Source organism: Isoptericola jiangsuensis, from assembly GCF_048320105.1.
Taxonomy (GTDB): domain Bacteria; phylum Actinomycetota; class Actinomycetes; order Actinomycetales; family Cellulomonadaceae; genus Isoptericola; species Isoptericola jiangsuensis_A.
Genome location: NZ_CP182942.1, coordinates 1,963,800 through 1,987,219, shown reverse-complemented (window position 1 = coordinate 1,987,219; position 23,420 = coordinate 1,963,800). Strand labels below are relative to the sequence as shown.

The following is a 23,420-nucleotide window of genomic DNA, read 5'->3' as shown; positions in this document are numbered from 1 at the left end:
GTCAGGGTGGGCGGCATGGACATCGCAGACACGCAGTCCGGCCCCCTGGAAGGACTGACCGAAGGACTGGCCGAAGGACTGGCCGAGGGACTGGCGGAGGGGCCGGCGGCGGGACCGTCGGTGGGTCGCCCGGCCGGGTCGCCGGGAGACTCCTGGCCGGTCACGCCCCCGGCCCCACCGGGCACGTCCGCGACCCCGGCGCGCCTCGTCGCCGTCGTGGGCGCGTGCGGAGGCGCCGGGACCAGCCTGCTCGCCGCAGCGGTCGCCCGATCCCTGCGCCGACGTCCGCGCCCTGCCACCCTGGTCGACCTCGACCTGCCCGGGGGCGGGCTCGACGTGCTGCTCGGCATCGAGACGACCCCGGGTGCACGCTGGCCGGACCTCTCCGACGCGCGAGGCAGCGTCGACGGTGCCGACCTGCTCGCGGCACTGCCGCGGTGGGGAGCGGTGCCCGTGCTGTCCGGGACGCGCGCCACCCCCACCACGCCCGACGCCGCCGTCGTGCTCGACGTCGTCACCGCGCTGCTGCGGGCCGGGGAGTGCGTCGTCCTCGACCTCCCCCGCCCCGGAGGGTGGGACGACGCCTGCCGTTCCCTCGTCTCGGCGGCCGACGCCGTGCTGCTCGTCGCCCCGCTGACGGCACCCGGAGCCGCCGGAGCCGTCGCCGCGCACGGCCTGCTCGTCGACCTGGGCGTGCGAGACGTGCTGCTCGTCGCCCGAGGACCGGCGCCGGGGCGCATCGACGCCGCAGAGCTCGCCGCGGCCCTCGGCCGCGACGTCGACGTCGTCGCCGGCTGGGACGCCCGGCTCGCGGGCGACGTCGAGCGCGGCGACGGCCCACCCGGCCGACGCCGCAGCCCGCTGCGACGAGCCGCCGAGGCGGTCACCGCAAAGCTGGACCGCACCCCGGCCACCCCGACCGGCACGCTGCCCGGAGGGTCCGCGTGACCGCCGTCGACCCGACCCTGCTCGCCGACGTCCGGTCCCGGCTGTCGTCCGGACCCGACCTCCCCGACGACACCGCGCTGGCCCAGGCGCTGCGCGCGAGCGGACGCCTCCTGGGCTCCGAGGCCCTGGCCGACCTCACCCGCGCCGCCCGCGCGGAGCTGACCGGGGCGGGACCCCTCCAGGAGCTGCTGGAGTCACCGGGAGTCACCGACGTGCTCGTCAACGGACCCCACGACGTCTGGGTCGACCACGGTGACGGCCTGCGCCGCGCCGGCACCAGGTTCGCCGGCCCGTCGGCGGTCCGGGCGCTCGCGGTGCGCATGGCGGCGCTCGGCGGCCAACGGCTCGACGACGCCAGCCCCGTGGTCGACGCCAGGCTCCCGGACGGGACCCGGCTCCACGCCGCCGTCGAACCCGTCGCGCCCCACGGGGCCGTGATCGCGCTCCGGGTGCTGCGGCAGGCCAGCCTCGACCTGCCTGCCCTGATCCGGGGCGGAGCCGCCCCCGCAGCCTGGGTGCCCGTGCTCGACGGCCTGGTGCGCGGCCGGGCGAACCTGCTGGTCACCGGCGGTACCGGGACCGGCAAGACCACGCTGCTCGCCGCACTCGTCGGCCTCGTGGGCGACGACGAACGCATCATCACCGTCGAGGAGGCGCGCGAGCTCGCCCCCGTCCACCCGCACGTCGTCGCGCTCGCCGCCCGTCGCCCCAACGTGGAGGGAGTCGGAGAGGTCACGTTGAGCGACCTGGTGCGTGGTGCGCTGCGGATGCGCCCCGACCGGATCGTGCTCGGCGAGTGCCGTGGCGCGGAGGTGCGCGAGCTGCTGCTCGCCCTGAACACCGGGCACGACGGCGGCATGGCGACGGTGCACGCCAACGCCGCCGAGCACGTCCCCGCCCGTCTGGAGGCGTTGGCCGCACTGGCGGGGATGCCGCGCGCGGCGGTCGCCGCCCAGGCCGCCGCCGCCCTCGACGTCGTGCTGCACCTGCGCCGTCGGGCCGGGGTGAGGTACCTGGCGCAGATCGCGACGGTCGGGGCCGCGCCGTCCGGTGGCCTGGCGGTGCGGCCCGTGGCGACCTGGGACGGGACCTGCGCCGACGGTCCCCGGTACGCGGCGGGCTGGGACGACCTCGTGGACCGGTGGGTGCCATGAGCGCGGCGCTGGTGGTCGGGGCGTGCGTGGCTGGCGCCGTCTGGTCCGTGACCGTCCCCGCCGGTCGCCGCGCCGCGGCGTTGTCCGTCACCCGCCCTGCGGCAGCCGGGAGGATGCGTCGGCTCTTGCGGACGGCGGCTCAGGACGACGCCGGCCGGGTCCGGGTCGTGCTGGCACAGGTCGTCGCGCTCCTGAGGTCCGGTGCCCCGCCGTCGGTCGCGTGGTCGCGGGCGCTGGGTGTCCGCTCCGGGCCGGACGGCGTCCCCGACGCCGTCGAGCTGGCCCCCGTGGTCGGTGGCCCGGGCCCTGCGGCCGCCGTCGTCGCCGCGGCCCGACTCGCCGGCGAGGTCGGGGCGCCGCTCGGACGGGTGCTCGAGTCCGTGGCCGACGCCCTCGTGGCCGAGGCCGAGGCACAGGCGGACCGGGAGGCGTCGCTCGCCGGACCGCGGACGACCGCACGGCTCCTGCTGTGGCTGCCGCTGCTGGGGACGGTGCTGGGTGCGGCACTGGGTGCCGACCCGGTCGCCTCGGCCACCGACGGCGGGGTCGGCACGGCCGCCGTCTGCGCCGGGGTCGTCGCGCTCGGCGCGGGCCGGTGGTGGACGGGACGGCTCGTGGCGTCCGCGCGGGCGGCCGGGGGTGCGCCATGACGTTCACCGTGGTGTGCCTGCTCTGCCTCGTCGGCACGTCGCCCTGGTGGGCGGCGAGCAGGGTCGCCCGCCGGCGTGCCGGAGACCTGGGCAGGAGCGTCGTGGCACCGGAAGGGGCGACCGGGCAGGTGCCCGGGGCCGCTGTGACGGGTGGCCGCGTCGACGTCCCGGTGCTGCTGGAGCTGGTGGCGGCCGCCGTGCGCTCGGGCGCGGCCGTGCCACGCGCACTGGAGGCCGTCGGCGGCGCCGTCGGAGGGGTCGACGGCCGGACACTGCACGTCGTGGCGTCCGGGCTGCGACTCGGCGCCGACTGGGACGCCGCGTGGGCCGCTGCACCGCCGCCGGCACGGTCGTCGGCACCGCTCGACCCGCTGCGGCAGGCCTTGCGGGGAGCGTGGCACGACGGGGCGGCGCCGGGCGAGGCGCTGCGTGCCGCCGGGCAGGAGGTGCTGCACGAGCGGCGGACCTCCGCCCGGACGGCGGCGGCGCGGCTCGGGGTGCGGCTCGTGCTGCCCCTCGGCGTCTGCTACCTGCCGGCGTTCATCCTCCTCGGGCTCACGCCCGTGCTGCTCGCCCTCGGCACGGACCTGTTGTCCGGCTGATCCAGACGTCGCCCACCAGGGCGTCGGGGCGACCGACCGGTCGCGCCACCGATGCGGGCCTGCGCCCGCCGCACGAAGGAGAAGACCATGACCGAGCACGACGTCCACCCGGCAGGACGTACCGACCGCGCTGCCGACCGCGCTGCCGACCGCGCTGCCGACCGCGCCGTCGACCGCGCTGCCGACCGCGCCGACGAGGTGGGCCCGCCGCCCGGAGCCGGCGTCCCGCAGGTCTCCGCCGAACCCCTCGACCCGGAGGCGGGCCTGGCGACCGCGGAGTACGCGATCGCGACGATCGCGGCCGTGGGGTTCGCCGGGCTGCTCATCGTCGTCCTGCAGAGCGACACCGTGCGGGGCCTCCTGGAGGGCATCGTCGGCCAGGCGCTGACGGTATGACCGCCCGCGACCGGGGTGAGCGAGGGTCCGTCACGGCCGAGCTCGCCGTCGGGCTGCCCGTGGTGGCCGTGCTCCTGGTCGCGGTGCTCACGCTCGTGGCCGCGTCCGTCGCACAGCTCCGTGCGGGGGACGCGGCCCGGGCGGGCGCGCGCCTCGTGGCGATCGGTGAACCGGCCGACGTCGTGCACGCGGCCGTCGCCCGGGTCGGTGGTGACGGCGTCAGCGCGACGCTCGTGGACGAGGGCGAGTGGGTGCGGGTCGTCGTGACCCGCCCGGTCGTCGGTGCCTGGTCCGGGCCGCTGGTGGCGACCGGCGAGGCCGTCGCCTGGGTGGAGCCGTGACCGGCGGCGAGCGTGCTGCCGGTGAGCCGGCCACCGGTGGGCATGCTGCCGGTGAGGGTGCCGGCGGAGGCGAGCGGGGCGCGGGCACGGTGCTCCTGATCGGCATCGTCGCCGTCGTCCTGCTCTGCATGGCCGGCCTGAGCGCCCTCGGCAGCGCCCAGCAGGCCAGGGTGACCGCGCAGTCCGCCGCCGATCTCGGTGCGCTGGCCGGAGCCTCGGCGCTCCGGCACGGCCTCGACGCCTGCACGACGGCGGGGCGGACCGTCGCCCGCAACGGGTCCGGCCTGGCCGGGTGCGTGGTCGAGGAGGGTGGCGTGGTCGCCGTCGTGGCGTCGCGACCTGCCGGCCACGTCGTGGACCTCGCCGGGGTGGCGACCGCCCGGGCGCGCGCAGGTCCGGCCTCCGCGCGCACGAACGGGCCACCGTGACAGCCGTGACAGCTCTGCCGGCTCTGCCTGCCACGCGCCGCCGTGGCGACCGTGCCTGCCCGGGACGGCCGTCACGGACCGGGCGTGTCAGTGCAGCGGCGGCGCGACCTTCGGCCCGGCGGCCTCGGGCGCCGTGCTGGTGGACGGCTGCTGCGGCGCGGGCGCACCGGCCGAGGAGGCCTCTCCGGTGGTCGCCCCGGCGGCCCCGTGGCCGGCCTCGTCACCGGTCCCGTCACCGGTCCCGTCACCGGTCCCGTCACCGGTCCCGTCGGTGGCGCCCTCGGTGGCGGACGTGCTCCGACGTGCTTCTCGCACGGCCTGGAACGCCTGGATGACGGCGAGCAGCGGAACGGCGAAGACGTACCAGGCGATCCAGTACTCCATCGGCAGGAAGAGGTACAGGTAGACGCCGTAGCCCAGCATCGCGAGCCCGAGGAGGCTCGACAGGAGCCGCTTGCCCGCGCTGAGCGAGGAGGTCACGGCGCCGATGACGATGGTCAGCAGGCCGGAGACGACGAGGGCGACGACATAGGTCGCGAACGTGCCGTCCTGGGCGAAGAGTTCAGGGAGGTACCACATGGGAGATGTCCTTGGTGAGGTGGGGATGGGTGACCATGAGGTCGCCGCAAACTACCGCCAACCGGACATTGACGACAAGGTGTCAGGAAGGATTGATGCCGAAGAGCTGAGCGCGCTCCGTGATGAGGCGTGCGCGCGCCAGACGGGGCTTGTCCGAACCGTCGCGGATGATCGACCCGGCCGCCTCGAACTCGGCGAAGAAGTCGACGGCCCAGGCGACGTCCGCCGGGGCGGGGGACAGGCGCTCGTTGACCACGGCGGGCTGCTCGAGGTCGAGGCAGAGGCGCCCCGTCATGCCCATCGCCACCGCGTCGTCCGACTGCTCGCGCAGCAGCGGGTGGCTGGACCCGACGGTCGGCCCGTCGATGGGCCCGGGCAGCCCTCCGATGCGGGAGGCGTTGACGAGCCGCGCCCGCGGGTAGGCCATCGCCAGCGGCTCGTTCGCCGCCCCCGTGTCACGGCGGTAGTCGCCGGAGCCGAACGCGAGGCGGAACGCCCCGGGCGCCCGTGCGATCGAGACGGCCTCCTCGATGCCGAGCGCCGACTCGACCAGGGGGATCACGGGGAGCTGCCCGCCGAGGCGCTGCACCGTGTCCACCACCTGGTCGGCGCTCTCGCACTTGGCAAGCACCACCCCGCACAGCCCGTCGGCGTCGCGGAACGCCCGCATGTCGTCCTCCCAGGCGGGCAGCGTGCGCTCGTTGATGCGCACCCACGCGCGCCCGCCCGCGGCGAACCAGTCCAGCACGAGGGCGCGCGCCTCCTGCTTGCGGGAGTCGTCGACCGCGTCCTCGCAGTCGAGGACGACCTGGTCGGCGCGCGAGAGCTGGGCCGCGTCGAACAGGTCCGCCTTCAGCGCGTTGACGAGCAGCCAGGAACGGGAGTTGGCGGCGTCGACGCGGGAGTCCTCCCGGGCGGCGCGGCGGGTGGGGAGGTCGTCGGTGGTCACGCGTCGATCGTAGGCCCGCCGGGGGCGTGCGACAGGACGGCGTCGAGCAGCCGGATCGCCGCGGACTTGTCGAGCGGGGAGTTCTCGCTGCCGCACTTGGGGGACTGCACGCAGGCGGGGCAGCCGTCGGCGCAGGGGCAGGCGTCGACCGCGTCGCGCACGGCCCGCAGCCACTGCTCGCCCTGTTCGTAGCCGCGCTCGGCGAAACCGGCGCCACCGGGGTAGGCGTCGTAGACGAACACCGTCGCCTCGCCGGTGTCCGGGTGCAGCGCGGTCGACACCCCGCCGAGGTCCCACCGGTCACAGGTGGCCAGCAGGGGGAGCAGACCGATGGCGGCGTGCTCGGCCGCGTGCAGGGCACCGGGAGCGACGTCCTCGTCGACGCCCGCGGCCCGCAGCACGTGCGTGGGCACGGACCACCACACGGCCTGCGTGCCGAGTGTCCGGGCGGGCAGGTCGAGCTGCTCGGTGTCGAGCACCTGCATGTCCGGCACGCGGCGCCGCTGGAACCCGACGACCTGGCTCGTCACCTCCACCGGTCCGAGCCCCCAGGTGACGGGACCCCACTGCCGTTCCCGGGCCGGGGCGGAGCCCTCCGGCGCGGGGTGCTCGGTGTCGCCGGCGGCGGCCAGCGCGATCTCCATGACCTCGTGGGACCAGGTCGCGTGCTGCACGTCGCGGCGCACCACGAGGGCGACGTGGTCGGCCAGGTCGAGCCGGTCGACGACGAACGTGACGCCCTGGTGGACGTAGACGGCGCCGTCGTGCACCTGGGAGTCCGCCGAGCCGGCGTCCACGGTGCCGAGCAGGCGGCCGGTCGTGGCCTCGACGACACGGACGGGCTGCCCGCCGGACCCGCGCAGGTCCGCCATGGCCGCCGCGGGCTGCGCGTGCGTCCAGTACCAGCCGGAGGGGCGACGTCGCAGGAGGCCTCGCGCGACGAGCACGTCGAGGATCTCGCGAACCCGCGCCGGCTCGCCGAAGCCGGCGAGCGCCTCGGCGCGCAGGGGCAGCTCCTGGGCGGCCGCGCAGAGCTGCGGCGCGAGGACGTACGGGTTGCCGGGGTCGAACACGCACGCCTCGAGCGGTGCGTCGAACACGGCTTCGGGGTGGGTCACCAGGTAGGTGTCCAGCGGGTCCTCGCGGGCGATGAACGCGACGAGGCCGTCGGCCCCGGCGCGTCCGGCGCGTCCGGCCTGCTGCCACAGCGACATGCGGGTGCCGGGCCAGCCCGCGACGAGCACGGCGTCGAGGCCGGAGATGTCGACGCCGAGCTCGAGGGCGTTCGTCGTGGCCAGGGCGAGGAGCTCGCCGGTGCGCAGCGACCGTTCGAGCTCGCGGCGCTCCTCGGGCAGGTAGCCGCCGCGGTACGCCGCGACCCGGCCGGCGAGGTCGCCGGAGACGGGCCGCAGGTGGTCCCGGGTGGCCTCGGCCACGGTCTCGGCGCCGCGCCGTGACCGGGTGAACGCGAGGGTGCGGGCGCCGTGCGCGGCGAGGTCGGCGAGGAGCTCGGCGGCCTCGGCGGTCGCGGAGCGGCGCGGGTGCTCGGCCCTGCCCTGCCCGGTGAGGACCGTGTCGGCCTCGTTCGCCCGGGGGTCCAGGGGGTCGGGCAGGGCCCACGGGTCGTCGGCCGCGGGGTCCGTCCCGTCGGGCCGGGTCCGTTCGAACGCGAACCCGGCGATCTCCGGGGGCTGCCACAGCACGACGGTGCGTCGGCCCGACGGGGAGGTGTCGGTGACGACGGCGGTGACCTCGTCCGGGGTGGTGCCGATGAGCCGGGCGGCGCTGACGGCGGGCTCCGCCGTCGTCGCGCTCGCCACGACCACGGTGGGTCGGTGCCCGCCGTGGTGCTCGACGAGCCGGGCGAGGCGGCGCAGCACGAGGGAGACGTGCGCACCGAAGACGCCGCGGTAGGCGTGGCCCTCGTCGACGACGACGTAGCGCAGCCCGCGCAGCAGCCGGGACCAGCGCTGGTGGGTGGGCAGCATCGTGAAGTGCAGCATGTCGGGGTTGGTGAGGACGACGTCGGCGTGGTCGACGATCCAGCGGCGTTCCTCGGCGGGGGTGTCGCCGTCGCAGGTGGCGACGCGCACGTCGGGCGTGCCGGCGGCGTCGAGGAGGCGCACCAGCGCCGAGAGCTGGTCGGCGGCGAGGGCCTTGGTGGGGGAGAGGTAGAGCACGGTGTTGCGGTGGCGCACGGTCTCGATGCGTCCGGCGTCGCGGCGTGCGGCCTCGGGGTCGGTGCGGCGCGCCTCGCGGACGGCGGTGAGCGCGGGCAGCCAGAAGCCGAGTGACTTGCCGGATCCGGTGGAGGTCGCGAGCGCGACGTGCTCGCCGCGGTGCGCCGCCTCGGCGGCCTCGACCTGGTGCACCCAGGGGCGGTCGACGCCGAGGGCACGGTAGCCCGCGACGATCCGGGGGTCGGCCCAGGTCGGCCAGTCGGCTTGCACGCCGGGGCGTCCGGGCAGGGTGCGGGCGCAGGTGAGGCGGTCGGCGCGGGTCCCGTGCGCGGTGAGGACGTCGAGCAGCGGGTGGTCGGCCGCTGCGGTCGGGGACTCGTGGGGCACGGGGGACATCCTCGCACCAGGGCCTCGCAGGTGGTCGTGCCGGGCCTTCGATCAGGCCTCTGGTGCATTTGTCACGACAAAGCACGGTGAATGCTTTTTAGGCGGCCTTGCCTTTCTGCGATCAATGCGAGAAATAATGTGCGCGCCACGTCGAACATTGTTGAAGAAATGGTGAAGCAATTCCGGAACGGCTCGTTATCACTTCGTGATCATCGTTCCCTGGTGGGCGTGCCCCGACCCCCACGGATCGCCGCCGCCCTCGCCACCCTGACGGCCGCCGCCCTCGTCCCCCTCACCGTAGCCCCCGCCTCCGCCGCACCCGCCGTACCCGCCATCTCCACGTCCCCCGTCACCGCCGTCGTGCCCACGCCGGCGACCACGGCCGCCGGACGCGTGCAGGCCGCCTCCCGGTCCACCGTGCGCTGGGTCAAGGTGGACCGCGCCAAGGTCACCACGATGCGGAACCGGTCCAGCCGTGTGGTCGCCCGGCCCGACGACGGCACGCGCGTCGTCGTCGTCGGCCGATCCGCGAAGCTGCTCAAGGTCAAGGTGGGCTCGAAGACCGGCTGGATCGGCAAGAAGGCCGTCACCACCACGCGGCTCACGGACGTGACCGGCAAGCGGTTCACCACCGGCCGCGTCAAGGTCACCCAGCAGATCGGCACGAAGTCGCGCACCGTCGGGCACGTCGCGCTCGGCACCGAGGTCAAGCGCCTCGCCCGCACCACCGGTCGTGACACCAACCGGGTCAAGGTCCGCATCCCCGGCGGCAGGACCGGGTGGGTGTCGGCCAGCCGGCTCACCCAGCGCGACGTCTGGCGCCAGCTCGCCCAGTGCGAGTCCGGCGGCCGCGCGGGCATCAGCACCGGCAACGGGTACCACGGCATGTACCAGTTCACGGCGCGCACCTGGCGGTCCGTCGGCGGCAGCGGCCTGCCGCACCACCACAGCGCCGCCGAGCAGACCAAGCGCGCCCAGATCCTCCAGGCCCGCGCCGGATGGGGCCAGTGGCCCCACTGCACGCGCAAGCTCGGCCTGCGCTGAGCCGCCGGCTCAGCGCACCAGCACGGCCGCCATCGCTCGCGACAGGTACCAGGGGTCGACGACGGCGGTCAGCTCGCGCGCCGAGTGCATCGACAGGATCGGCACACCCACGTCGACCACGCGGATGCCGAGCCGGGTCGCCGTGATCGGCCCGATCGTGGAGCCGCAGGGGATCGCGTTGTTCGAGACGAACTCCTGGCCGGGCACCCCGGCCGCGTCGCAGGCGGCCTGCCACAGGGCGGCACCGTGGGCGTCCGTGGCGTAGCGCTGGCCGGCGTTGATCTTGAGGATCGGCCCGCCCCCGGCCACCGGGTGGTTCGCCGGGTCGTGCCGCTCCGGGTAGTTGGGGTGCACGGCGTGCCCGACGTCGGAGCTGATGCACACCGAGGCGGCCAGCGCCCGACGGCGGTCCTCGCCGCCCGCGCCGAGGGCCCGCGACACGCGGCCCAGCACGTCCGCCAGGAACGGCCCGGCCGCGCCGGAGCGGGACGCGGAGCCGATCTCCTCGTGGTCGAACGCCGCCACGACACCGACCGACGACATCGACGCCGGGTCCGCGTCGAGCAGGGCGACCAGGGCGGCGTGCGTCGAGAGCAGGTTGTCCAGGCGCCCCGAGGCCCACAGCGAGCGGCCGGCACCGAACGCGCGCGGGGACTGGGTGTCCGCGACGACCACGTCGTAGCCGGCGATCTCGGCCGGGTCGAGGACCCCGCCGTCGGGCAGCTCGGCCCGGGCCGCGAGCTCGGCCAGCACGTCCGCGTCGCCGACCTCGCCGAGCCCGAACACCGGCTGGGTGTGCCGCTGCCGGTCGAGGGTGAGGCCGTCGTTGACCGAACGGTCCAGGTGCACGGCAAGCTGCGGGATGCGGGCGAACGGTCCGGTGCGCACGAGGTGCTCGGCGCCGTCGCGGGTCACCAGGCGACCGGCGAGCTCGAGCTCGCGGTCCAGCCAGGAGTTCAGCAGCGGACCGCCGTAGACCTCGACCCCGGCCTGCCACCAGCCGTCGCGACCGCCCGTGGGCTGCGGCTTGAGCTTGAACCCGGGGGAGTCGGTGTGCGTGCCCAGCACCGAGAACGGCGTCGTCGGGCCGGCGTCGGGCGGGACGACGACGGCGATCGCCGACCCGTCGCGCACGACGACGTAGCGGCCGCCCGGAGCCAGGTCCCAGGCGTCGGCCTCGTCCAGGACGACGAACCCGGCGTCGACGGCGCGGCGGGCCACCTCGGAGGCGGCGTGGTACGAGGACGGTGAGGCGACGACGAACCGACCGAGGTCCTCGGTGTGGGTCCGGGCCTCGTCGGGGACGTGCGTGCTGTTGGCTGCGACAGACATGCCCGCATCTTCCCACCCCCGCCCGCGCACGCCGAGACGAGGAGGTCGGTGCCGGGCTACAGATAGGTGGCGAGCCGGGCGAGCGCCTCGGGGCCGACCAGGTCGTCGGGCAGCAGGGGCACCTCGTCCAACGGCAGGTGGCCGAGCCGGTCGCCCAGCGTGGCCAGGTGCTCGGCCTCGGTGGCGCGCCGGGCGTCGAGCAGCGGCCCTGCACCGGCGGGGGAACGCTTGTTGACGACGAGCCCCCCGACGGGCACCTGCAGCTTCTCGAGCTGGGCCACCAGCTCGACAGTCTCCAGCACGGGCAGCCGCTCGGCGGCGAGCACCGCGACGAACGCGCTCCGGGCCGGGTCGGTCAGCACCTCGCGCAGCAGCGCGAAGCGGTCGCGCCGCCGGGTGAGCACCGAGCGGATCTCCGCGTCCCGGCCCGCCTCCGCCTCTCCGCGCCCGCCGAGCATCTGCGCGGCGGCGCCGAACCGTTCCGACCGGTCCCGCCGGCGCAGCAGCCCGTCCGTCCAGGCGCCCATCGTCTCGGGCAGGGATAGCAGGCGGGCCGTGTGGCCCGACGGCGCGGTGTCGAACACCACGAGGTCGTAGCGGGTCAGACCCACCTCGACCAGGTCGGCCACCCGTTCCAGCACGGCGGCCTCGTGCATCCCCGGGGCGTCCCGGGCGAGGTCGAGGTGCCGGTCGACCTCGCCGCCGAGGTGCTCCGGCATGAGCCGGCGCAGCGTGGCCCGTACCGCGGTCAGGTGGGCCGCGGTCGTGCGCTCCGGGTCCACCTCGACGCCGTCGAGATACCCGGCCGGGGTGCCGTCGTCGTGCGCGGGGACGCCCTCGGCGAGGCGGACGACGTCGTCGCCCACCGTGCGCTGCCACAGGTGGCCCAGGTTGTGGGCCGGGTCGGTGGACACCACCAGGACCCGCCGGCCGGCGCGGGCGCGGGCCAGCGCGGTGGCCGAGGCGATCGACGTCTTGCCGACGCCGCCCTTGCCTCCGCAGAACAGCACCCGCCGGCGGGCCGCGAGGTCTAGCAGCACGACACGTGCTCCAGAGGAGAACGGTCCATGCCGAGCCGGGTGTGCCACTCGTGCACGCGGTCCGCCAGCAGCGGCATCAGCTCGACCGTGTAGTAGGAGGCAGGGTTCGGCACCCCGAGCGCCTCGGCGAGGACGACGAGCGTGAACAGGTCGTCCTCGTCGCGGCGGGCTCCCGCGAGAGTACGCCGGTAGGGCGCCTCGTAGAACTCCCGCAGGCCCGCCGAGACGGCGCTCAGGGTGCCGCGCATCAGCGGTCCTTGACGTCCGTGCCGCTGCTCCCGGCACCCGTGGACGAGGTGCCGCTGCTGACCGAACCGGTGGGCAGCGGCTCGTCCGTCTCCGGGTCGAACGAACCGCGGCGAGCGGCGTTCATGGCGGCGGCGGCCTCGATCGCGACCCAGGCGGAGGCCACGAGGATGATGAGGTCCAGGACCAGCAGGAACCAGTTCTGGTCGCTCCAGAAGGTGCCGAGCTGCACGATCAGCGCGTACACCGACATGACCAGCACGAAGACCAGCGGGATGAGCACGACCACGGGGTTGCGCCGTCGACGCAGCAGCATCACGGCCACGACGGACAGCGTGAGCGAGGCCAGCAGCTGGTTCGTGGTGCCGAACAGCGGCCAGATGAGCAGCCCGCCCGCACCGTCGCCACCGGCGCTGAAGGTCAGCCCGACGGCCACCGCGAGCGCGATCACGGTCGCGACGCCCTTGCGGACCGTGATGCCCATGATCTCGCCGGCCTCCTGGACGACGAACCGCTGCAGCCGCACCCCGGTGTCCATCGTGGTCGCGGCGAACAGGACGGCCATCGTGGCCAGGATCGTCGCGGACAGGGAGGCCGGGATGCCGAGGCCGGCGTTGACGATCGACGCGCCGCCGTCGACGAACGCGACCACGCCGCCCTCGTTGAACGCCGAGTAGACGGCCTCCCAGTCGGCGAGCGTCTGGTAGCCGGCCGTGGCGGCGATGATCGCGCCGAGGGCCAGCATGCCCTCGCCCACCGCGCCGAAGTAGCCCACGAAGCGGGCGTCGGTCTCCTTGTCGAGCTGCTTGGACGACGTCCCGGAGGCGACCATGCCGTGGAACCCGGAGATGGCGCCGCACGCGATCGTCACGAACAGCAGCGGCACCATGCTGGGCGTCCCGGCGGGGACGGCGTGGTTGATCGCCGGGGCGACGACGGCAGGGCTCGCCAGCACGACCGACAGGTACAGGATGCCGAGGCCGATGAAGAGCTGCACGCCGTTGATGTAGTCGCGCGGCTGCAGCAGCACCCACACGGGCAGCAGCGACGCGATGCCGGCGTAGGTGAACAGGGCGACGATCCAGAAGGTCGCGGGCGACATGCCCAGGATCGGGTCCGGCAGCACGACGGGGAACCTGTCGCCGACGATGATCAGCGCGTACAGCGCGACGACCCCGACGACGGTGGTGACCAGCAGGTTGATCTTCCAGCGGTAGATCATCTGGCCGACGACGAGCGCGACGAGCACGGCACCCCACACGGGGATGACGGAGGTTGGGGTGGAGATCAGCAGGTTCTTGATCACCGTGGCGAACGCGGCGACCACCATGAGCAGCACCAGGAAGATCACCACGAGGAAGAGTGCCCGGCCGCGGGCGCCGATGTAGCGGCCCGAGAGCATCCCCATCGACCGGCCGCGGTTGCGCACCGACGCCCACAGGGCCCCCAGGTCGTGCATGCCCGCGAAGAAGACGGTGCCCAGGGTGACCCACAGGAAGGCGGGCAGCCAGCCCCAGATCACCGCGACCGCCGGGCCCACGATCGGTGCCGCACCGGCCACGGAGGTGAAGTGGTGCCCCCAGAGGACGAACTTGTTCGTCGGGACGTAGTCGACGCCGTCGCGCAGCTCGTGCGCCGGCGTGCGGAAGTTCTCGTCGAGCCGGTAGATCCGGCTGGCCAGGAACTTCGAGTAGAGGAAGTATCCGGCCAGCACCATCGCCAGGCCGATGACCATCAGCACCAGGGAATTCACGACATGCTCCGATTCGGTCGTCTTTGACTGTCTCGCGGCGAGTCTACGACCGGTCCGGACCTGTGAGGTACATCGCGGCGTGACACCCGTGCGTCGACCGCGCGACGCCGGGGCACCGATCGTGCGACGTGCGACGACGCGACGGCGCGCGGTCACGTTCGTGACCGTCGTCACATGTGGGTAGACTCGCGCGCATCCCCGTCGTCAACGGCGACGACGGGGTCTTACCGCAGGTGCAGGTCCTGCTCGACGTCGACAGGGCACGCGCAGCACACGTCGAGGAGGACGGATGCTCACACTCGGGAGCGACAGCATCACGATCGTCGCGGTCATCGCGGTGATCGGACTGGCGTCGCTGATCTGTGCGGCCACGCTGCGCAGGCAGGTCCTCGCCGCGGGCGACGGCACCGCCGCCATGCAGGACATCGGCCGGGCCGTCCAGGAGGGCGCCTCGGCGTACCTCAGCCGCCAGTTCCGCACGCTCGCCCTGTTCGCCGTCGTCGTCTTCGCGCTGCTGTTCCTGCTGCCCGGCGACGGCGACGTCCGCATCGGGCGCTCGATCGCGTTCCTCGTGGGCGCCGCCTTCTCCGCCGCCATCGGCTACCTCGGCATGTGGCTCGCCGTGCGCGCCAACGTGCGCGTCGCCGCCGCCGCCACCCAGCCCGACGGCCGCGCCCAGGGCGCCCGCATCGCCTTCCGCACCGGCGGCGTCGTCGGGATGTCGGTCGTGGGCCTCGGGCTCTTCGGCGCGGCGCTGGTCGTCATCATCTACAAGGGCGACGCGCCCGCCGTGCTCGAGGGCTTCGGCTTCGGTGCCGCGCTGCTGGCCATGTTCATGCGGGTGGGTGGCGGCATCTTCACCAAGGCAGCCGACGTCGGCGCCGACCTCGTCGGCAAGGTCGAGCAGGGCATCCCCGAGGACGACCCCCGCAACGCCGCCACCATCGCCGACAACGTGGGCGACAACGTCGGCGACTGCGCCGGCATGGCCGCCGACCTCTTCGAGTCCTACGCGGTGACGCTCGTCGCGGCGCTCATCCTCGGCAAGGCCGTCATGGGCGAGCAGGGGCTCGTGTTCCCGCTGATCGTCACCGCCATCGGCGCGCTCGTGGCGCTCCTGGGCGTGCTCATCACCAAGGTCCGCGGCACCGAGTCGGGGCTGACGGCGATCAACCGCGGCTTCTACATCTCCGCCGTCGTCGGGGCGGCGCTCGCCGCCGTGGCCGCCTTCCTCTACCTGCCGGGCTCGTTCGACGGGCTCGGCGGCACGGCCGACCTCGACGGCGTCACCTCCGACCCCCGCGTGGTCGCCTCGCTGGCCGTGCTCATCGGGATCGTGCTCGCCGGGGTGATCCTGTGGATCACCGGCTACTTCACGGGCACCGACTCCAAGCCGACCAAGCACGTCGCCGCGACCTCCAGGACGGGTGCCGCGACCGTGATCCTGTCCGGGATCGGCGTCGGGTTCGAGTCCGCGGTCTACACCGCGGGCATCATCGCCGCCGCGATCTGCGGGGTGTTCCTGCTGGCCGGCGGCTCCATCTGGCTGTCGCTGTTCCTCGTGGCGCTCGCCGGGTGCGGCCTGCTCACGACGGTCGGCGTCATCGTCGCGATGGACACGTTCGGTCCCGTGAGCGACAACGCGCAGGGCATCTACGAGATGTCGCGGGACGTCGACGCCGACACCGACGACGGCGAGGCCGCGCAGATCCTCACCGACCTGGACGCCGTCGGGAACACCACCAAGGCCATCACCAAGGGCATCGCGATCGCGACGGCGGTGCTCGCCGCCACCGCGCTGTTCGGCTCCTACGCGGACGCCGTGGAGAAGGCCGTCGCCGAGGTCTCGACCGTCGGGTCGGGACTCGTGGGCTCCATGCTCAGCTACGAGATCATCTCGCCCGTGACCCTGGTGGGCGTGATCCTCGGCGGTGCCACGGTGTTCCTGTTCTCGGGGCTGGCCATCGACGCCGTGACCCGCGCGGCCGGGGCGATCGTCATGGAGGTGCGCCGCCAGTTCCGCGAGCACCCCGGGATCATGACCTACGACGAGCGCCCCGAGTACGGGCGCGTGGTGGACATCTGCACCAAGGACTCGCTGCGCGAGCTCGCCACGCCCGGTCTGCTCGCGGCGTTCGCGCCGATCGCGGTCGGGTTCGGGCTCGGGGTGGGGCCGCTGGCCGGGTTCCTCGCCGGCACCATCGGCACGGGCGTGCTCATGGCGATCTTCCTGGCGAACTCGGGCGGCGCGTGGGACAACGCGAAGAAGATCGTCGAGGACGGCGCCTACGGGGGCAAGGGTTCCGAGGCGCACGAGGCCACCGTCATCGGCGACACCGTCGGCGACCCGTTCAAGGACACCGCGGGCCCCGCGATCAATCCGCTCATCAAGGTGATGAACCTGGTCTCGCTGCTCATCGCGCCGGCCGTCGTGATGCTCAGCGTCCCGGCCGACGCGAACCACGTGCTGCGCATCGCCATCGCCTGCGTGGCCGCGCTGATCGCGATGGGCGCGGTCGTCTGGTCGCGGCTGCGGGCCGCCCGCGTGGACGCCGAGACGCCGACGGACGCGGTGCCGGTGCGCTGAGCCGGTGCGCGGTGCTGGTCTCGTTCGGCAGTTCGCGCTTCGTTCGGCAGTTTGAACTGCCGAACAAAGCGCGAACTGCCGAACGACCTGGCCGGGCCGTCAGGCGATGGCAGGCAGTCCCACGTAGGCGGCGACGATGACGACGACGGTCACGGCCAGGAGTGCCGTGTCACCGGCGCGCCAGCGCAGGTGCGCGAGCCGCTGCTCACGCCCTGCACCGGACTCCATCGCCGCGGTGAACCCGCGGGTCTCCAACGCCTCGACGGTGGTGCGGGTGCGCTTGGCGGTGTTGAGGATCAACGGGTAGAAGGCCTGGACGGCGATCCGGCCCCCGCGCACGATCGCCCGCCAGCCGAGCAGCCCCGGGCCACGGGAGGGCGCCCCCCGCATCCGGTGGCCGTCCACCACGGTCTGGAACTCGTCGACCAGCACCGGCACCATCCGGTAGCCGTAGCTGACGGCGAACCCGAGGATGGCGGGCGCCCGCAGGGCGATCAGCGCGTCACAGATCTTCTCCGGGTCCATCGACACGAACGCCGCCATCGACACCAGCGACACGGTGCTGAGCTTCAGGTAGGCCTGCGTCAGGGCGACGACGGACCCCACCTCGCCGCCCAGCACGAGGACCAGCACCAGCAGGTATCCGACCTGGCCGATCGTGGACAGCACGAACAGGCCCAGCAGCAGCGGACCGATCCGCGCCGCCAGCGCGCAGCCCAGGGCCGCGACGAAGAACACCGTCAGCAGCCGCAGGTCGTAGGTGAACCACGGCGCCAGGGCGCACACCGCGTACCAGGCGACGACACCGCGCGGGTCGCGGGCGGCGAGGAACCCGCCGCGGGTCGCGTAGGCGACGCGCATCAGCTCGAGCTTGACCCACTCCACCCCGGAACGGTCCAGGCCGGTGCGCTTGCGGGGCTGTCGCGGCTTGCGGACCGCCGGGTCCTGCACGGTCGCGCTCATGCCGGGACCTCCAGGGGACGACAGACGGCGGCGACCAGCTGGTCGACCGTCAGGGGGACGGGCGAGACGCCGAGCAGCGCACCGACCTGGCTGACCTGCGGCGGCACCAGGCGGGCCTGTCGCAGCAGGTCCGGGGAGCCGAACAGGGTGGCGGGGTCGGTGTCGGCGAGCACGCGACCGGAGTCCAGGACGACGACGCGGTCGGCCCAGTGCGCGACCAGGTGCATGTCGTGGGTCGCCACGACGGTGCAGCGGATGTGGTCCGTCATGGCCGCGAGCATCGCCACGACGTCGTCCCGGGTCCGCACGTCCAGGCTCGACGTCGGCTCGTCGAGCAGCAGCAGGGTGGGCCGCATGGCGAGGGCGACGGCGAGGGCGGCGCGGCGCTGCTGCCCACCGGACAGCAGGCGCCCGTCGCGCTCCGCCAGGGCGGTGAGCTGCATCTGCGCGAGCACGTCCTCCACCAGCGCGTCGGCGTCGGGCACCTGGCGGCCGAGCGGGTGCATGGCGACGTCGCCGCGTACCGAGTCGGTGAGGAACATCTCCTCGGGCCGCTGCACGAGGTAGCAGACGTCGTCGGCGATCTGCGCGGCGCTCGCGTGGCGGGTGTCGCGTCCGCACACCTCGACCGAGCCCTCGCGGGGCAGCGACAGGCCGGCGAGCAGGCTCAGCAGCGTGGACTTCCCGGCGCCGTTCGACCCGACCAGGGCGACCCGTCCGCCGTCGTGCAGGTCGAGGTCCACGCCGTCGAGCACGGTGCTGCGCGGGCCGGCCACGGTGCGGTACCCGTGGACGACGTCGCGCACGCGCGCGACCGGCTCGGGGCGCGTGCCGTCACCGTGGGCCTGTTCCCCCTGTCGACCATGCCCTGATGACGGTCGATCATGCCCTCGTGGCCCGTCCGGCGGGCCGGACGGGCCGCCAGGGCATGGTCGGCGTCCGGGGAGGGGGCTGGTGGGGAGGGTCGCGGTCAGCAGGGTGGCGCACTCCTCGACCGTCAGGGGCAGGCGCGGGGTGCCGGGGACGAGGCGCCGGGCCACGTCCACGACCTGGGGCGCCGGGATGTCGGCAGCGGCGAGGTCGTCCACCCGGCCCAGCGCCTCCCGCACGGGCAGGTGCCAGCGCGGTGCGCCGTCGGCCATGAGCACGACCGACCGGGCGTACCGGGCGACCAGCTCGGCGTGGTGCTCGATCACCACGACCGTGACGCCCTGGGCGTTGAGGCGCGCCAGGTGCTCGTAGATCGCGGTGGCACGGGCCGGGTCCACCTCCGCGGCGGGCTCGTCCACGACCAGCAGCCGCGGGGCGAGCGCCAGCGCACCGGCCAGCGCCGTGAGGTGCTGCTGCCCGCCGGAGAGCTGCCAGGTGAAGGTGTCGCCGATCGGCTCGAGGTCGAGCGCGGCCAGCGCGCGACCCGTGCGGGCCTCCCAGTCGGGGTGGCCGTGGTTCAGCGGGGCGAACGCGACGTCGTCGCGCACCGTGGGCCGCACGAGCTGGTTGCCGAAGTCCTGGAACACGTACCCGACGTCGTGGCCGAGCTCGGCCACGCTCGACGTCGTCGTGCCCCGGCCCAGCACCCGCACGCTCCCGGACAGGTCACCGTTCCAGAAGTGCGGCACCAGGCCGTTGAACGCCTTGCACAGCGTGGTCTTGCCGGAGCCGTTGCCGCCGACCACGGCCACGAAGTCGCCCTGCTCGATCCGCAGGTCCACCCCCCGCAACGAATCGCGCTCGGCGCCCGGGTAGCGGAACGTCAGGCCTGCGATCTCGACGGCGGGCACGTCGTCCGCCACAGGGTCCGACGGCGGGGCCGTGGTCGGCGACGTCATCAGCGGCCGCCGTCGGAGTCGAGCGCGGCGCGGGCGTCGCGACGGCGGCGCACCAGCGCGGCGACAGTGAGCACCACGGCCAGGCCGACGACGAGCCCGACGAGCGCCGCGATCCACGGCACGTTCGCGCCGTAGGTGTCGGCGAGCTCGGCGTCGAACGACCCGACGGTCGTCACGGCGTCGTCCTCGCGCCCGACGAACTCCTCCCACTGGCTCAGCACGCCCATCGTGGCCGCCAGCAGGATGCCGAGGACCGCCACCCACCAGAACGACAGACCCCACGGACCCACGAGCCGCGGCGGGTTCTGCGGGTCGCGCGGCCGCAGGCCCATGAGCGGCTCGATCTTGCCGTAGAGGCGCGGGGCCAGCCAGGCCGCTGCGAGGCCGCCGAACACCACGCCGGTGATGATCAGCGCCATGACGAGCTCGAGCGTCTCCGAGATCGCGACGGCTGCGAGGGTGCCGCCGGCGTCGTCCAGGGTCTCCGGGTCCACGCCGACGGCGACCTTGGCGACGTCGATGATCGCCGAGGAGACCTTGTCGATCGAGACCAGGGCGAGGGCGGCGGCGAACAGCTGGGACACCTTGCGCGGGTCCTTCACCAGGCAGCCGGCGACGTACGTGCCGATGAAGAGCTGCAGGAACCCTTCCAGCTCGCCGAAGCCGCCGAAGCTGCCGAGCAGGAGGTCGGCGATGACGGCCTCGCCGATCGCGACACCCAGCGCCACCCACAGCGGGCTGAGCAGGGCGGCGAGCACGACGGGGATGAACGCGAAGTAGGCGACCTCGAACTCCAGGGGGCCCACCTCGAACGACGGCAGCATGTCGGCCACGATGTCGGCGACGCCGAACAGCGTCATCGACAGCACGAGGATCATCAGCTTCTGGGAGCCGGAGACGCCGTGCGGGTCGTGCGCACGGCGGTGCGGGGGACGGGGTTCGGTGCGGGCGGGCTCGGTGGTCGGCGAGCTGGTCATGGTGGCCTTCCTGGGTCAGGTGGTGCTCGTCGGGATCGTGCAGGGTGGTGGAGCGGGTGTGGTGGTGCGGGTGGTGCGACCCGGCTCAGCCGGGAACGTGCGCACCGGTGACCAGCGCGACGACGTCGGCCGGGTCGGGGAGCACGTGGTCGGGGGTGGTCGCGCCGCCGGCGGGCAGCGCGTCGAGGGTGGCGTCGTCGGTGGACCCGCCGCGCAGCAGGACGACGGTGCCGACCCCGGCGGCCCGGGCGGCGGCGACGTCCCGCTGGGGCTTGTCGCCGACGAAGACCGCCCGCGCGGCGCCCTGCGCGTCGACGCCGAGCGCGCGCAGCGCGGTGCGCACCGTCGTCGGGTCGGGCTTGCGCCGTCCCAGCTCGTCGGAGTAGACGTGGGCGCCGACGAGGTGGTCGAGACCCTCCTCGACCAGCTCGGCGCGCACCGCCCGCCCGCACACGGTGTTGGAGACGACGGCGACGGGGACGCCCGCGGCGCGCGCGGCCTCCAGCAGCTCGCGGACGCCGGGCCGCACCGTGGGGACCGACTTGGTCCGCGCGTAGCCGAGCATGAGGTCGTGCGCCTCGGCGCGCAGCCAGTGGCGCACGGCCTCGCCGTGCTGCTCCAGCTCCGGGCCGACGAGGTCGACCCAGAACGTGGGCGCGTCGATCTCCGGGACCGCGCCGTCGTCGGACCCGCTGCCGGCCTCGTTGTCCCGCTTCCACGCCTTGTGCGCGGCGCGGGCACGGTGCAGCACCTCGGTCGCCTCGTGGGTGGTGGTGGCGAATCCGGCGGCGGTGAGCCGGTGCGCGAGCTCGGCGGCGAACTCCCGGCGCACGGCGTCGTCGAGGGTCGAGACGGCGATCACCCCGCCGTGGTCGAGGAGCAGAGCGGTGGCCGGGTCGCGGCGCTCGCCGGTGCGGAGCGCCGCGCGGGTGTCGGTGCTCGCGCTGGGGACCGTGCTGGCGCCCGGGCCCGTGCGGTCGTGCGCGGGGAAGGGTGCGGCGTCGCGCAGCAGGTCCACGAGGCCGCGCGGGTCCGGCAGCTCGAGGTCGGGGGAGTCGCCGACGGCGAAGGGGGTGCGGTCGGTGTGGTGGTCGCGGGTGAGGATCACCGCGCCCGCGGCGGCCCGCCGTCCGGCGACGACGTCCCGGTCGAACGTGTCGCCCACGTACCAGCAGTCCTGCGGCGTCGTGCCGAGGGCGCGGGCCGCCAGGTCCAGCATGCCCGGGTGAGGCTTGCGGATGCCGACCTCGTCGGAGTAGACCTGCACGGCGAACGCGTCGGCGATCCCGGCGTCGGCGAGGATCTCGCGGTGCGCGCGGCCCGAGTGGGCGTTGGAGACGATCCCGACCGGCACGCCCAGCTCGGCCGCAGTGGCGAGCAGGTCGCGGATGCCGGGCCGCACCGTGTGATCGGTGAGGGTGCGCGTGAGCCGGTGCTGCAGCTCGCCCGCGGAACCGGCGAGCACCTCCCGCTCCGCCGGCGTGAGGGCGGAGCCGTAGAACTCGCGCCAGATGGTGCGGTGGTCGAGCTCGACCGGTTCGAGGCGGCGCGACGCCGCGTTCTTCCAGTAGCCGAGGGCGGTGCGGCCGGCGCGCAGGTGCACGGCCAGCTCGGCCGCGGAGCGACGGTGGCCCGCGCGGGCCAGCACGTCGACCAGGTGCCGGGCCATCTCCTCGGTGCCGCCCGCTCGCTCGGACGTGGTCAGCACGACGCCGCCGAAGTCGAGCAGCAGCGCGGCCGGCCGCACCCGCAGCGCCGGTGCGGGCACGGCGGCTCCCGTGGCGTCTTCCGTGGCGTCTTGCACGGCGCGGGGCGCGGCGTCCTCGGCGTCCGGGGCGTCGGGAGCGGTGGAGGGGGTCGAGGTGGAGGCGATGGTCACGACGTCGACGCTAGGGACGGGCGGCGACGTCGCGGCGTCGTGCGCGTGGCCTGGCGGTGAACGACGGCGGAACGTCTGGAACGTTCCAGGTCGAATCAGGTCCGGCGGGCGCGGCGCCGTCGCGCCGTGGCCGCACGCTGGGCAGGATGAGCCCGTGCCCGCCTCACCGACACGCCCGCCGCGCCGCGCCCGCCCCACCCTGCTCGACGTCGCCGCCGCGGCCGGGGTCTCCAAGTCGCTCGTCTCGCTCGCCCTGCGCGGCGACCCCGGCGTCTCCGCCGAGACCCGGGAACGGATCGTCACGGTCGCCGACCACGTCGGCTACCGGCCCTCGCTCAGCGCGCGCGCCCTCAAGCAGGGCCGCTCCATGCTCGTCGGCGCCGTGATCTCCAGCCTCGACAACCCGTACCACACAGAGATCGTCGCCTCCGTCGAGGACGCCGCCGAGACCGCCGGGCTGTCCGTCGTCCTCGCGCACGGATCCCGCGAGCGCGGCCGCCTCGGCGACCGCGTCCACCAGCTCCTCGACCTCGGGGTCGACGGCCTCGTGGTCGTGTCCTCCTGGGTGCCCGAACCCGTGCTCGTGGCGGCCGCCCGGCGCGCCCCCGTGGTCGTCGTCGGCCGCACCGCCGAACCCGTCACCGGCGTCGACTCGGTCAACAACGACGACGAGCACGGCGCCGCGCTCGTCGTCGACCACCTGGTGGCGCGAGGCCACGAACGGATCGTGCACGTCAACGGGTCGCGACGACCCGCCGGCCTCGCCCGACGCCGCGGCTACGAGGCCGCCATGCAGGCGGCAGGGCTCGGCGGGCTGTCCCGGGTCGTCGAGCCGGACGCCACGGCGCTCGCCGGACTGCTCGACGACGGCACCACCGCCGTGTTCGCCCGCAACGACGTCGAGGCGTGCGACGTGCTCGACGGCGCCCTCGACGTCGGCCTGCGCGTCCCGGCCGACCTCGCGGTCGTCGGGTACGACGACACCGTGCTCGCGCGGCGTGCCCGCCCCCGGCTCACCAGCGTCCAGCAGCAGCGCGAGGTCATGGGGGCCAGGGCCGTGGAGCTGCTCGTCGACCGGCTCGGTGGCCGCGCCGAGGACGTGCACGAGGTGCTGGAGCCGCGGCTGGTGGTGCGTGACTCGACCTGAGGTCCCGGC

21 protein-coding genes are annotated in these 23,420 nt (G+C 74.6%); 10 read left to right on the top strand and 11 right to left on the bottom strand.

Annotated elements, in window-relative coordinates; all coding sequences use genetic code 11:
• The first annotated feature begins 15 nt into the window (after positions 1–15).
• The 7 genes from ACNHYB_RS09300 to ACNHYB_RS09270 all read left to right on the top strand — a co-directional run bounded on the left by ACNHYB_RS09300 (position 16) and on the right by ACNHYB_RS09270 (position 4,519).
• Positions 16–948: a pilus assembly protein FlpE gene (locus ACNHYB_RS09300; RefSeq protein ID WP_418275068.1), complete on the top strand. Its 933-nt coding sequence runs from the start codon at positions 16–18 to the stop codon at positions 946–948.
• Complete coding sequence (locus ACNHYB_RS09295; RefSeq protein WP_418275067.1) at positions 945–2,102, top strand: TadA family conjugal transfer-associated ATPase; 1,158 nt, start codon at positions 945–947, stop codon at positions 2,100–2,102. The genes ACNHYB_RS09300 and ACNHYB_RS09295 overlap by 4 nt, the downstream gene beginning before the upstream one ends.
• Positions 2,099–2,752: a type II secretion system F family protein gene (locus ACNHYB_RS09290; RefSeq protein ID WP_418275066.1), complete on the top strand. Its 654-nt coding sequence runs from the start codon at positions 2,099–2,101 to the stop codon at positions 2,750–2,752. The genes ACNHYB_RS09295 and ACNHYB_RS09290 overlap by 4 nt, the downstream gene beginning before the upstream one ends.
• A complete protein-coding gene (locus ACNHYB_RS09285) occupies positions 2,749–3,354 on the top strand; it encodes a type II secretion system F family protein (RefSeq protein WP_418275065.1) in 606 nt (201 codons plus the stop codon). The genes ACNHYB_RS09290 and ACNHYB_RS09285 overlap by 4 nt, the downstream gene beginning before the upstream one ends.
• A gap of 87 nt (positions 3,355–3,441) precedes the next feature.
• Positions 3,442–3,750: a DUF4244 domain-containing protein gene (locus ACNHYB_RS09280; protein ID WP_418275064.1), complete on the top strand. Its 309-nt coding sequence runs from the start codon at positions 3,442–3,444 to the stop codon at positions 3,748–3,750.
• On the top strand, positions 3,747–4,091 hold the full coding sequence (locus tag ACNHYB_RS09275) for a TadE family type IV pilus minor pilin (protein ID WP_418275063.1): 345 nt from the start codon (positions 3,747–3,749) through the stop codon (positions 4,089–4,091). The genes ACNHYB_RS09280 and ACNHYB_RS09275 overlap by 4 nt, the downstream gene beginning before the upstream one ends.
• On the top strand, positions 4,088–4,519 hold the full coding sequence (locus tag ACNHYB_RS09270) for an Rv3654c family TadE-like protein (protein ID WP_418275062.1): 432 nt from the start codon (positions 4,088–4,090) through the stop codon (positions 4,517–4,519). Before ACNHYB_RS09275 ends, ACNHYB_RS09270 begins: the two co-directional genes overlap by 4 nt.
• Positions 4,520–4,606: 87 nt before the next feature.
• Here the strand turns inward: ACNHYB_RS09270 and ACNHYB_RS09265 are convergent, their stop codons facing one another.
• The 3 genes from ACNHYB_RS09265 to ACNHYB_RS09255 form a co-directional block, all read right to left on the bottom strand.
• Positions 4,607–5,098, bottom strand: a complete 492-nt coding sequence (locus ACNHYB_RS09265) for a hypothetical protein (protein ID WP_418275061.1) — start codon at positions 5,096–5,098, stop codon at positions 4,607–4,609.
• A gap of 82 nt (positions 5,099–5,180) precedes the next feature.
• Positions 5,181–6,047: an HpcH/HpaI aldolase/citrate lyase family protein gene (locus ACNHYB_RS09260; RefSeq protein ID WP_418275060.1), complete on the bottom strand. Its 867-nt coding sequence runs from the start codon at positions 6,045–6,047 to the stop codon at positions 5,181–5,183.
• Positions 6,044–8,614: a DEAD/DEAH box helicase gene (locus ACNHYB_RS09255; protein WP_418275059.1), complete on the bottom strand. Its 2,571-nt coding sequence runs from the start codon at positions 8,612–8,614 to the stop codon at positions 6,044–6,046. The genes ACNHYB_RS09260 and ACNHYB_RS09255 overlap by 4 nt, the downstream gene beginning before the upstream one ends.
• 228 nt (positions 8,615–8,842) lie before the next feature.
• Between ACNHYB_RS09255 and ACNHYB_RS09250 the strand changes: the two genes are divergently transcribed.
• Positions 8,843–9,658: a transglycosylase family protein gene (locus tag ACNHYB_RS09250; protein ID WP_418275058.1), complete on the top strand. Its 816-nt coding sequence runs from the start codon at positions 8,843–8,845 to the stop codon at positions 9,656–9,658.
• Positions 9,659–9,667: 9 nt separating this feature from the next.
• Here the strand turns inward: ACNHYB_RS09250 and ACNHYB_RS09245 are convergent, their stop codons facing one another.
• Genes ACNHYB_RS09245 through ACNHYB_RS09230 form a run of 4 tightly spaced genes read right to left on the bottom strand, consistent with a single transcriptional unit; the run spans position 9,668 to position 14,029 of the window.
• A complete protein-coding gene (locus ACNHYB_RS09245) occupies positions 9,668–10,990 on the bottom strand; it encodes a M18 family aminopeptidase (protein WP_418275057.1) in 1,323 nt (440 codons plus the stop codon).
• 56 nt (positions 10,991–11,046) lie between these two features.
• Positions 11,047–12,030 (bottom strand): ArsA family ATPase, encoded by a 984-nt coding sequence (locus ACNHYB_RS09240; RefSeq protein ID WP_418275056.1) that lies wholly within the window; start codon positions 12,028–12,030, stop codon positions 11,047–11,049.
• Complete coding sequence (locus ACNHYB_RS09235; protein WP_418275055.1) at positions 12,021–12,278, bottom strand: cory-CC-star protein; 258 nt, start codon at positions 12,276–12,278, stop codon at positions 12,021–12,023. The genes ACNHYB_RS09240 and ACNHYB_RS09235 overlap by 10 nt, the downstream gene beginning before the upstream one ends.
• Positions 12,278–14,029 carry a carbon starvation protein A gene (locus ACNHYB_RS09230; protein ID WP_418275054.1) on the bottom strand — a complete coding sequence of 584 codons (1,752 nt, stop codon included), beginning with the start codon at positions 14,027–14,029 and terminating at the stop codon, positions 12,278–12,280. Before ACNHYB_RS09230 ends, ACNHYB_RS09235 begins: the two co-directional genes overlap by 1 nt.
• A 289-nt stretch (positions 14,030–14,318) precedes the next feature.
• On the opposite strand from ACNHYB_RS09230, the gene ACNHYB_RS09225 reads away from it, so the two are divergent.
• Complete coding sequence (locus ACNHYB_RS09225; protein ID WP_418275053.1) at positions 14,319–16,616, top strand: sodium-translocating pyrophosphatase; 2,298 nt, start codon at positions 14,319–14,321, stop codon at positions 16,614–16,616.
• A 99-nt stretch (positions 16,617–16,715) separates the two neighbouring features.
• Here ACNHYB_RS09225 and ACNHYB_RS09220 read toward each other — a convergent pair whose 3' ends face one another.
• The 4 genes from ACNHYB_RS09220 to ACNHYB_RS09205 form a co-directional block, all read right to left on the bottom strand.
• Positions 16,716–17,579 (bottom strand): energy-coupling factor transporter transmembrane component T family protein, encoded by an 864-nt coding sequence (locus ACNHYB_RS09220; RefSeq protein WP_418275052.1) that lies wholly within the window; start codon positions 17,577–17,579, stop codon positions 16,716–16,718.
• A complete protein-coding gene (locus ACNHYB_RS09215) occupies positions 17,576–19,408 on the bottom strand; it encodes an ABC transporter ATP-binding protein (RefSeq protein ID WP_418275051.1) in 1,833 nt (610 codons plus the stop codon). Before ACNHYB_RS09215 ends, ACNHYB_RS09220 begins: the two co-directional genes overlap by 4 nt.
• Positions 19,408–20,385 (bottom strand): cell division protein FtsQ, encoded by a 978-nt coding sequence (locus tag ACNHYB_RS09210; RefSeq protein ID WP_418275050.1) that lies wholly within the window; start codon positions 20,383–20,385, stop codon positions 19,408–19,410. Before ACNHYB_RS09210 ends, ACNHYB_RS09215 begins: the two co-directional genes overlap by 1 nt.
• Before the next feature lie 85 nt (positions 20,386–20,470).
• The gene (locus tag ACNHYB_RS09205) at positions 20,471–22,264 is read right to left on the bottom strand and encodes an HAD family hydrolase (RefSeq protein WP_418275049.1); all 1,794 of its coding nucleotides are present in this window, start codon (positions 22,262–22,264) and stop codon (positions 20,471–20,473) included.
• Between the two features lie 154 nt (positions 22,265–22,418).
• Here ACNHYB_RS09205 and ACNHYB_RS09200 point away from each other — a divergent pair, with 154 nt between their 5' ends.
• Positions 22,419–23,411 carry a LacI family DNA-binding transcriptional regulator gene (locus ACNHYB_RS09200; protein ID WP_418275048.1) on the top strand — a complete coding sequence of 331 codons (993 nt, stop codon included), beginning with the start codon at positions 22,419–22,421 and terminating at the stop codon, positions 23,409–23,411.
• Positions 23,412–23,420 lie beyond the last annotated feature (9 nt).

Coding starts and splice junctions, on each gene's coding strand:
- ACNHYB_RS09220 (WP_418275052.1), bottom strand. CDS start 17,579: ATGAGCGCGACCGTGCAGGACCCGGCGGTCCGCAAGCCGCGACAGCCC.
- ACNHYB_RS09280 (WP_418275064.1), top strand. CDS start 3,442: ATGACCGAGCACGACGTCCACCCGGCAGGACGTACCGACCGCGCTGCC.
- ACNHYB_RS09210 (WP_418275050.1), bottom strand. CDS start 20,385: ATGACCAGCTCGCCGACCACCGAGCCCGCCCGCACCGAACCCCGTCCC.
- ACNHYB_RS09275 (WP_418275063.1), top strand. CDS start 3,747: ATGACCGCCCGCGACCGGGGTGAGCGAGGGTCCGTCACGGCCGAGCTC.
- ACNHYB_RS09215 (WP_418275051.1), bottom strand. CDS start 19,408: ATGACGTCGCCGACCACGGCCCCGCCGTCGGACCCTGTGGCGGACGAC.
- ACNHYB_RS09285 (WP_418275065.1), top strand. CDS start 2,749: ATGACGTTCACCGTGGTGTGCCTGCTCTGCCTCGTCGGCACGTCGCCC.
- ACNHYB_RS09265 (WP_418275061.1), bottom strand. CDS start 5,098: ATGTGGTACCTCCCTGAACTCTTCGCCCAGGACGGCACGTTCGCGACC.
- ACNHYB_RS09245 (WP_418275057.1), bottom strand. CDS start 10,990: ATGTCTGTCGCAGCCAACAGCACGCACGTCCCCGACGAGGCCCGGACC.
- ACNHYB_RS09290 (WP_418275066.1), top strand. CDS start 2,099: ATGAGCGCGGCGCTGGTGGTCGGGGCGTGCGTGGCTGGCGCCGTCTGG.
- ACNHYB_RS09235 (WP_418275055.1), bottom strand. CDS start 12,278: ATGCGCGGCACCCTGAGCGCCGTCTCGGCGGGCCTGCGGGAGTTCTAC.
- ACNHYB_RS09300 (WP_418275068.1), top strand. CDS start 16: ATGGACATCGCAGACACGCAGTCCGGCCCCCTGGAAGGACTGACCGAA.
- ACNHYB_RS09225 (WP_418275053.1), top strand. CDS start 14,319: ATGCTCACACTCGGGAGCGACAGCATCACGATCGTCGCGGTCATCGCG.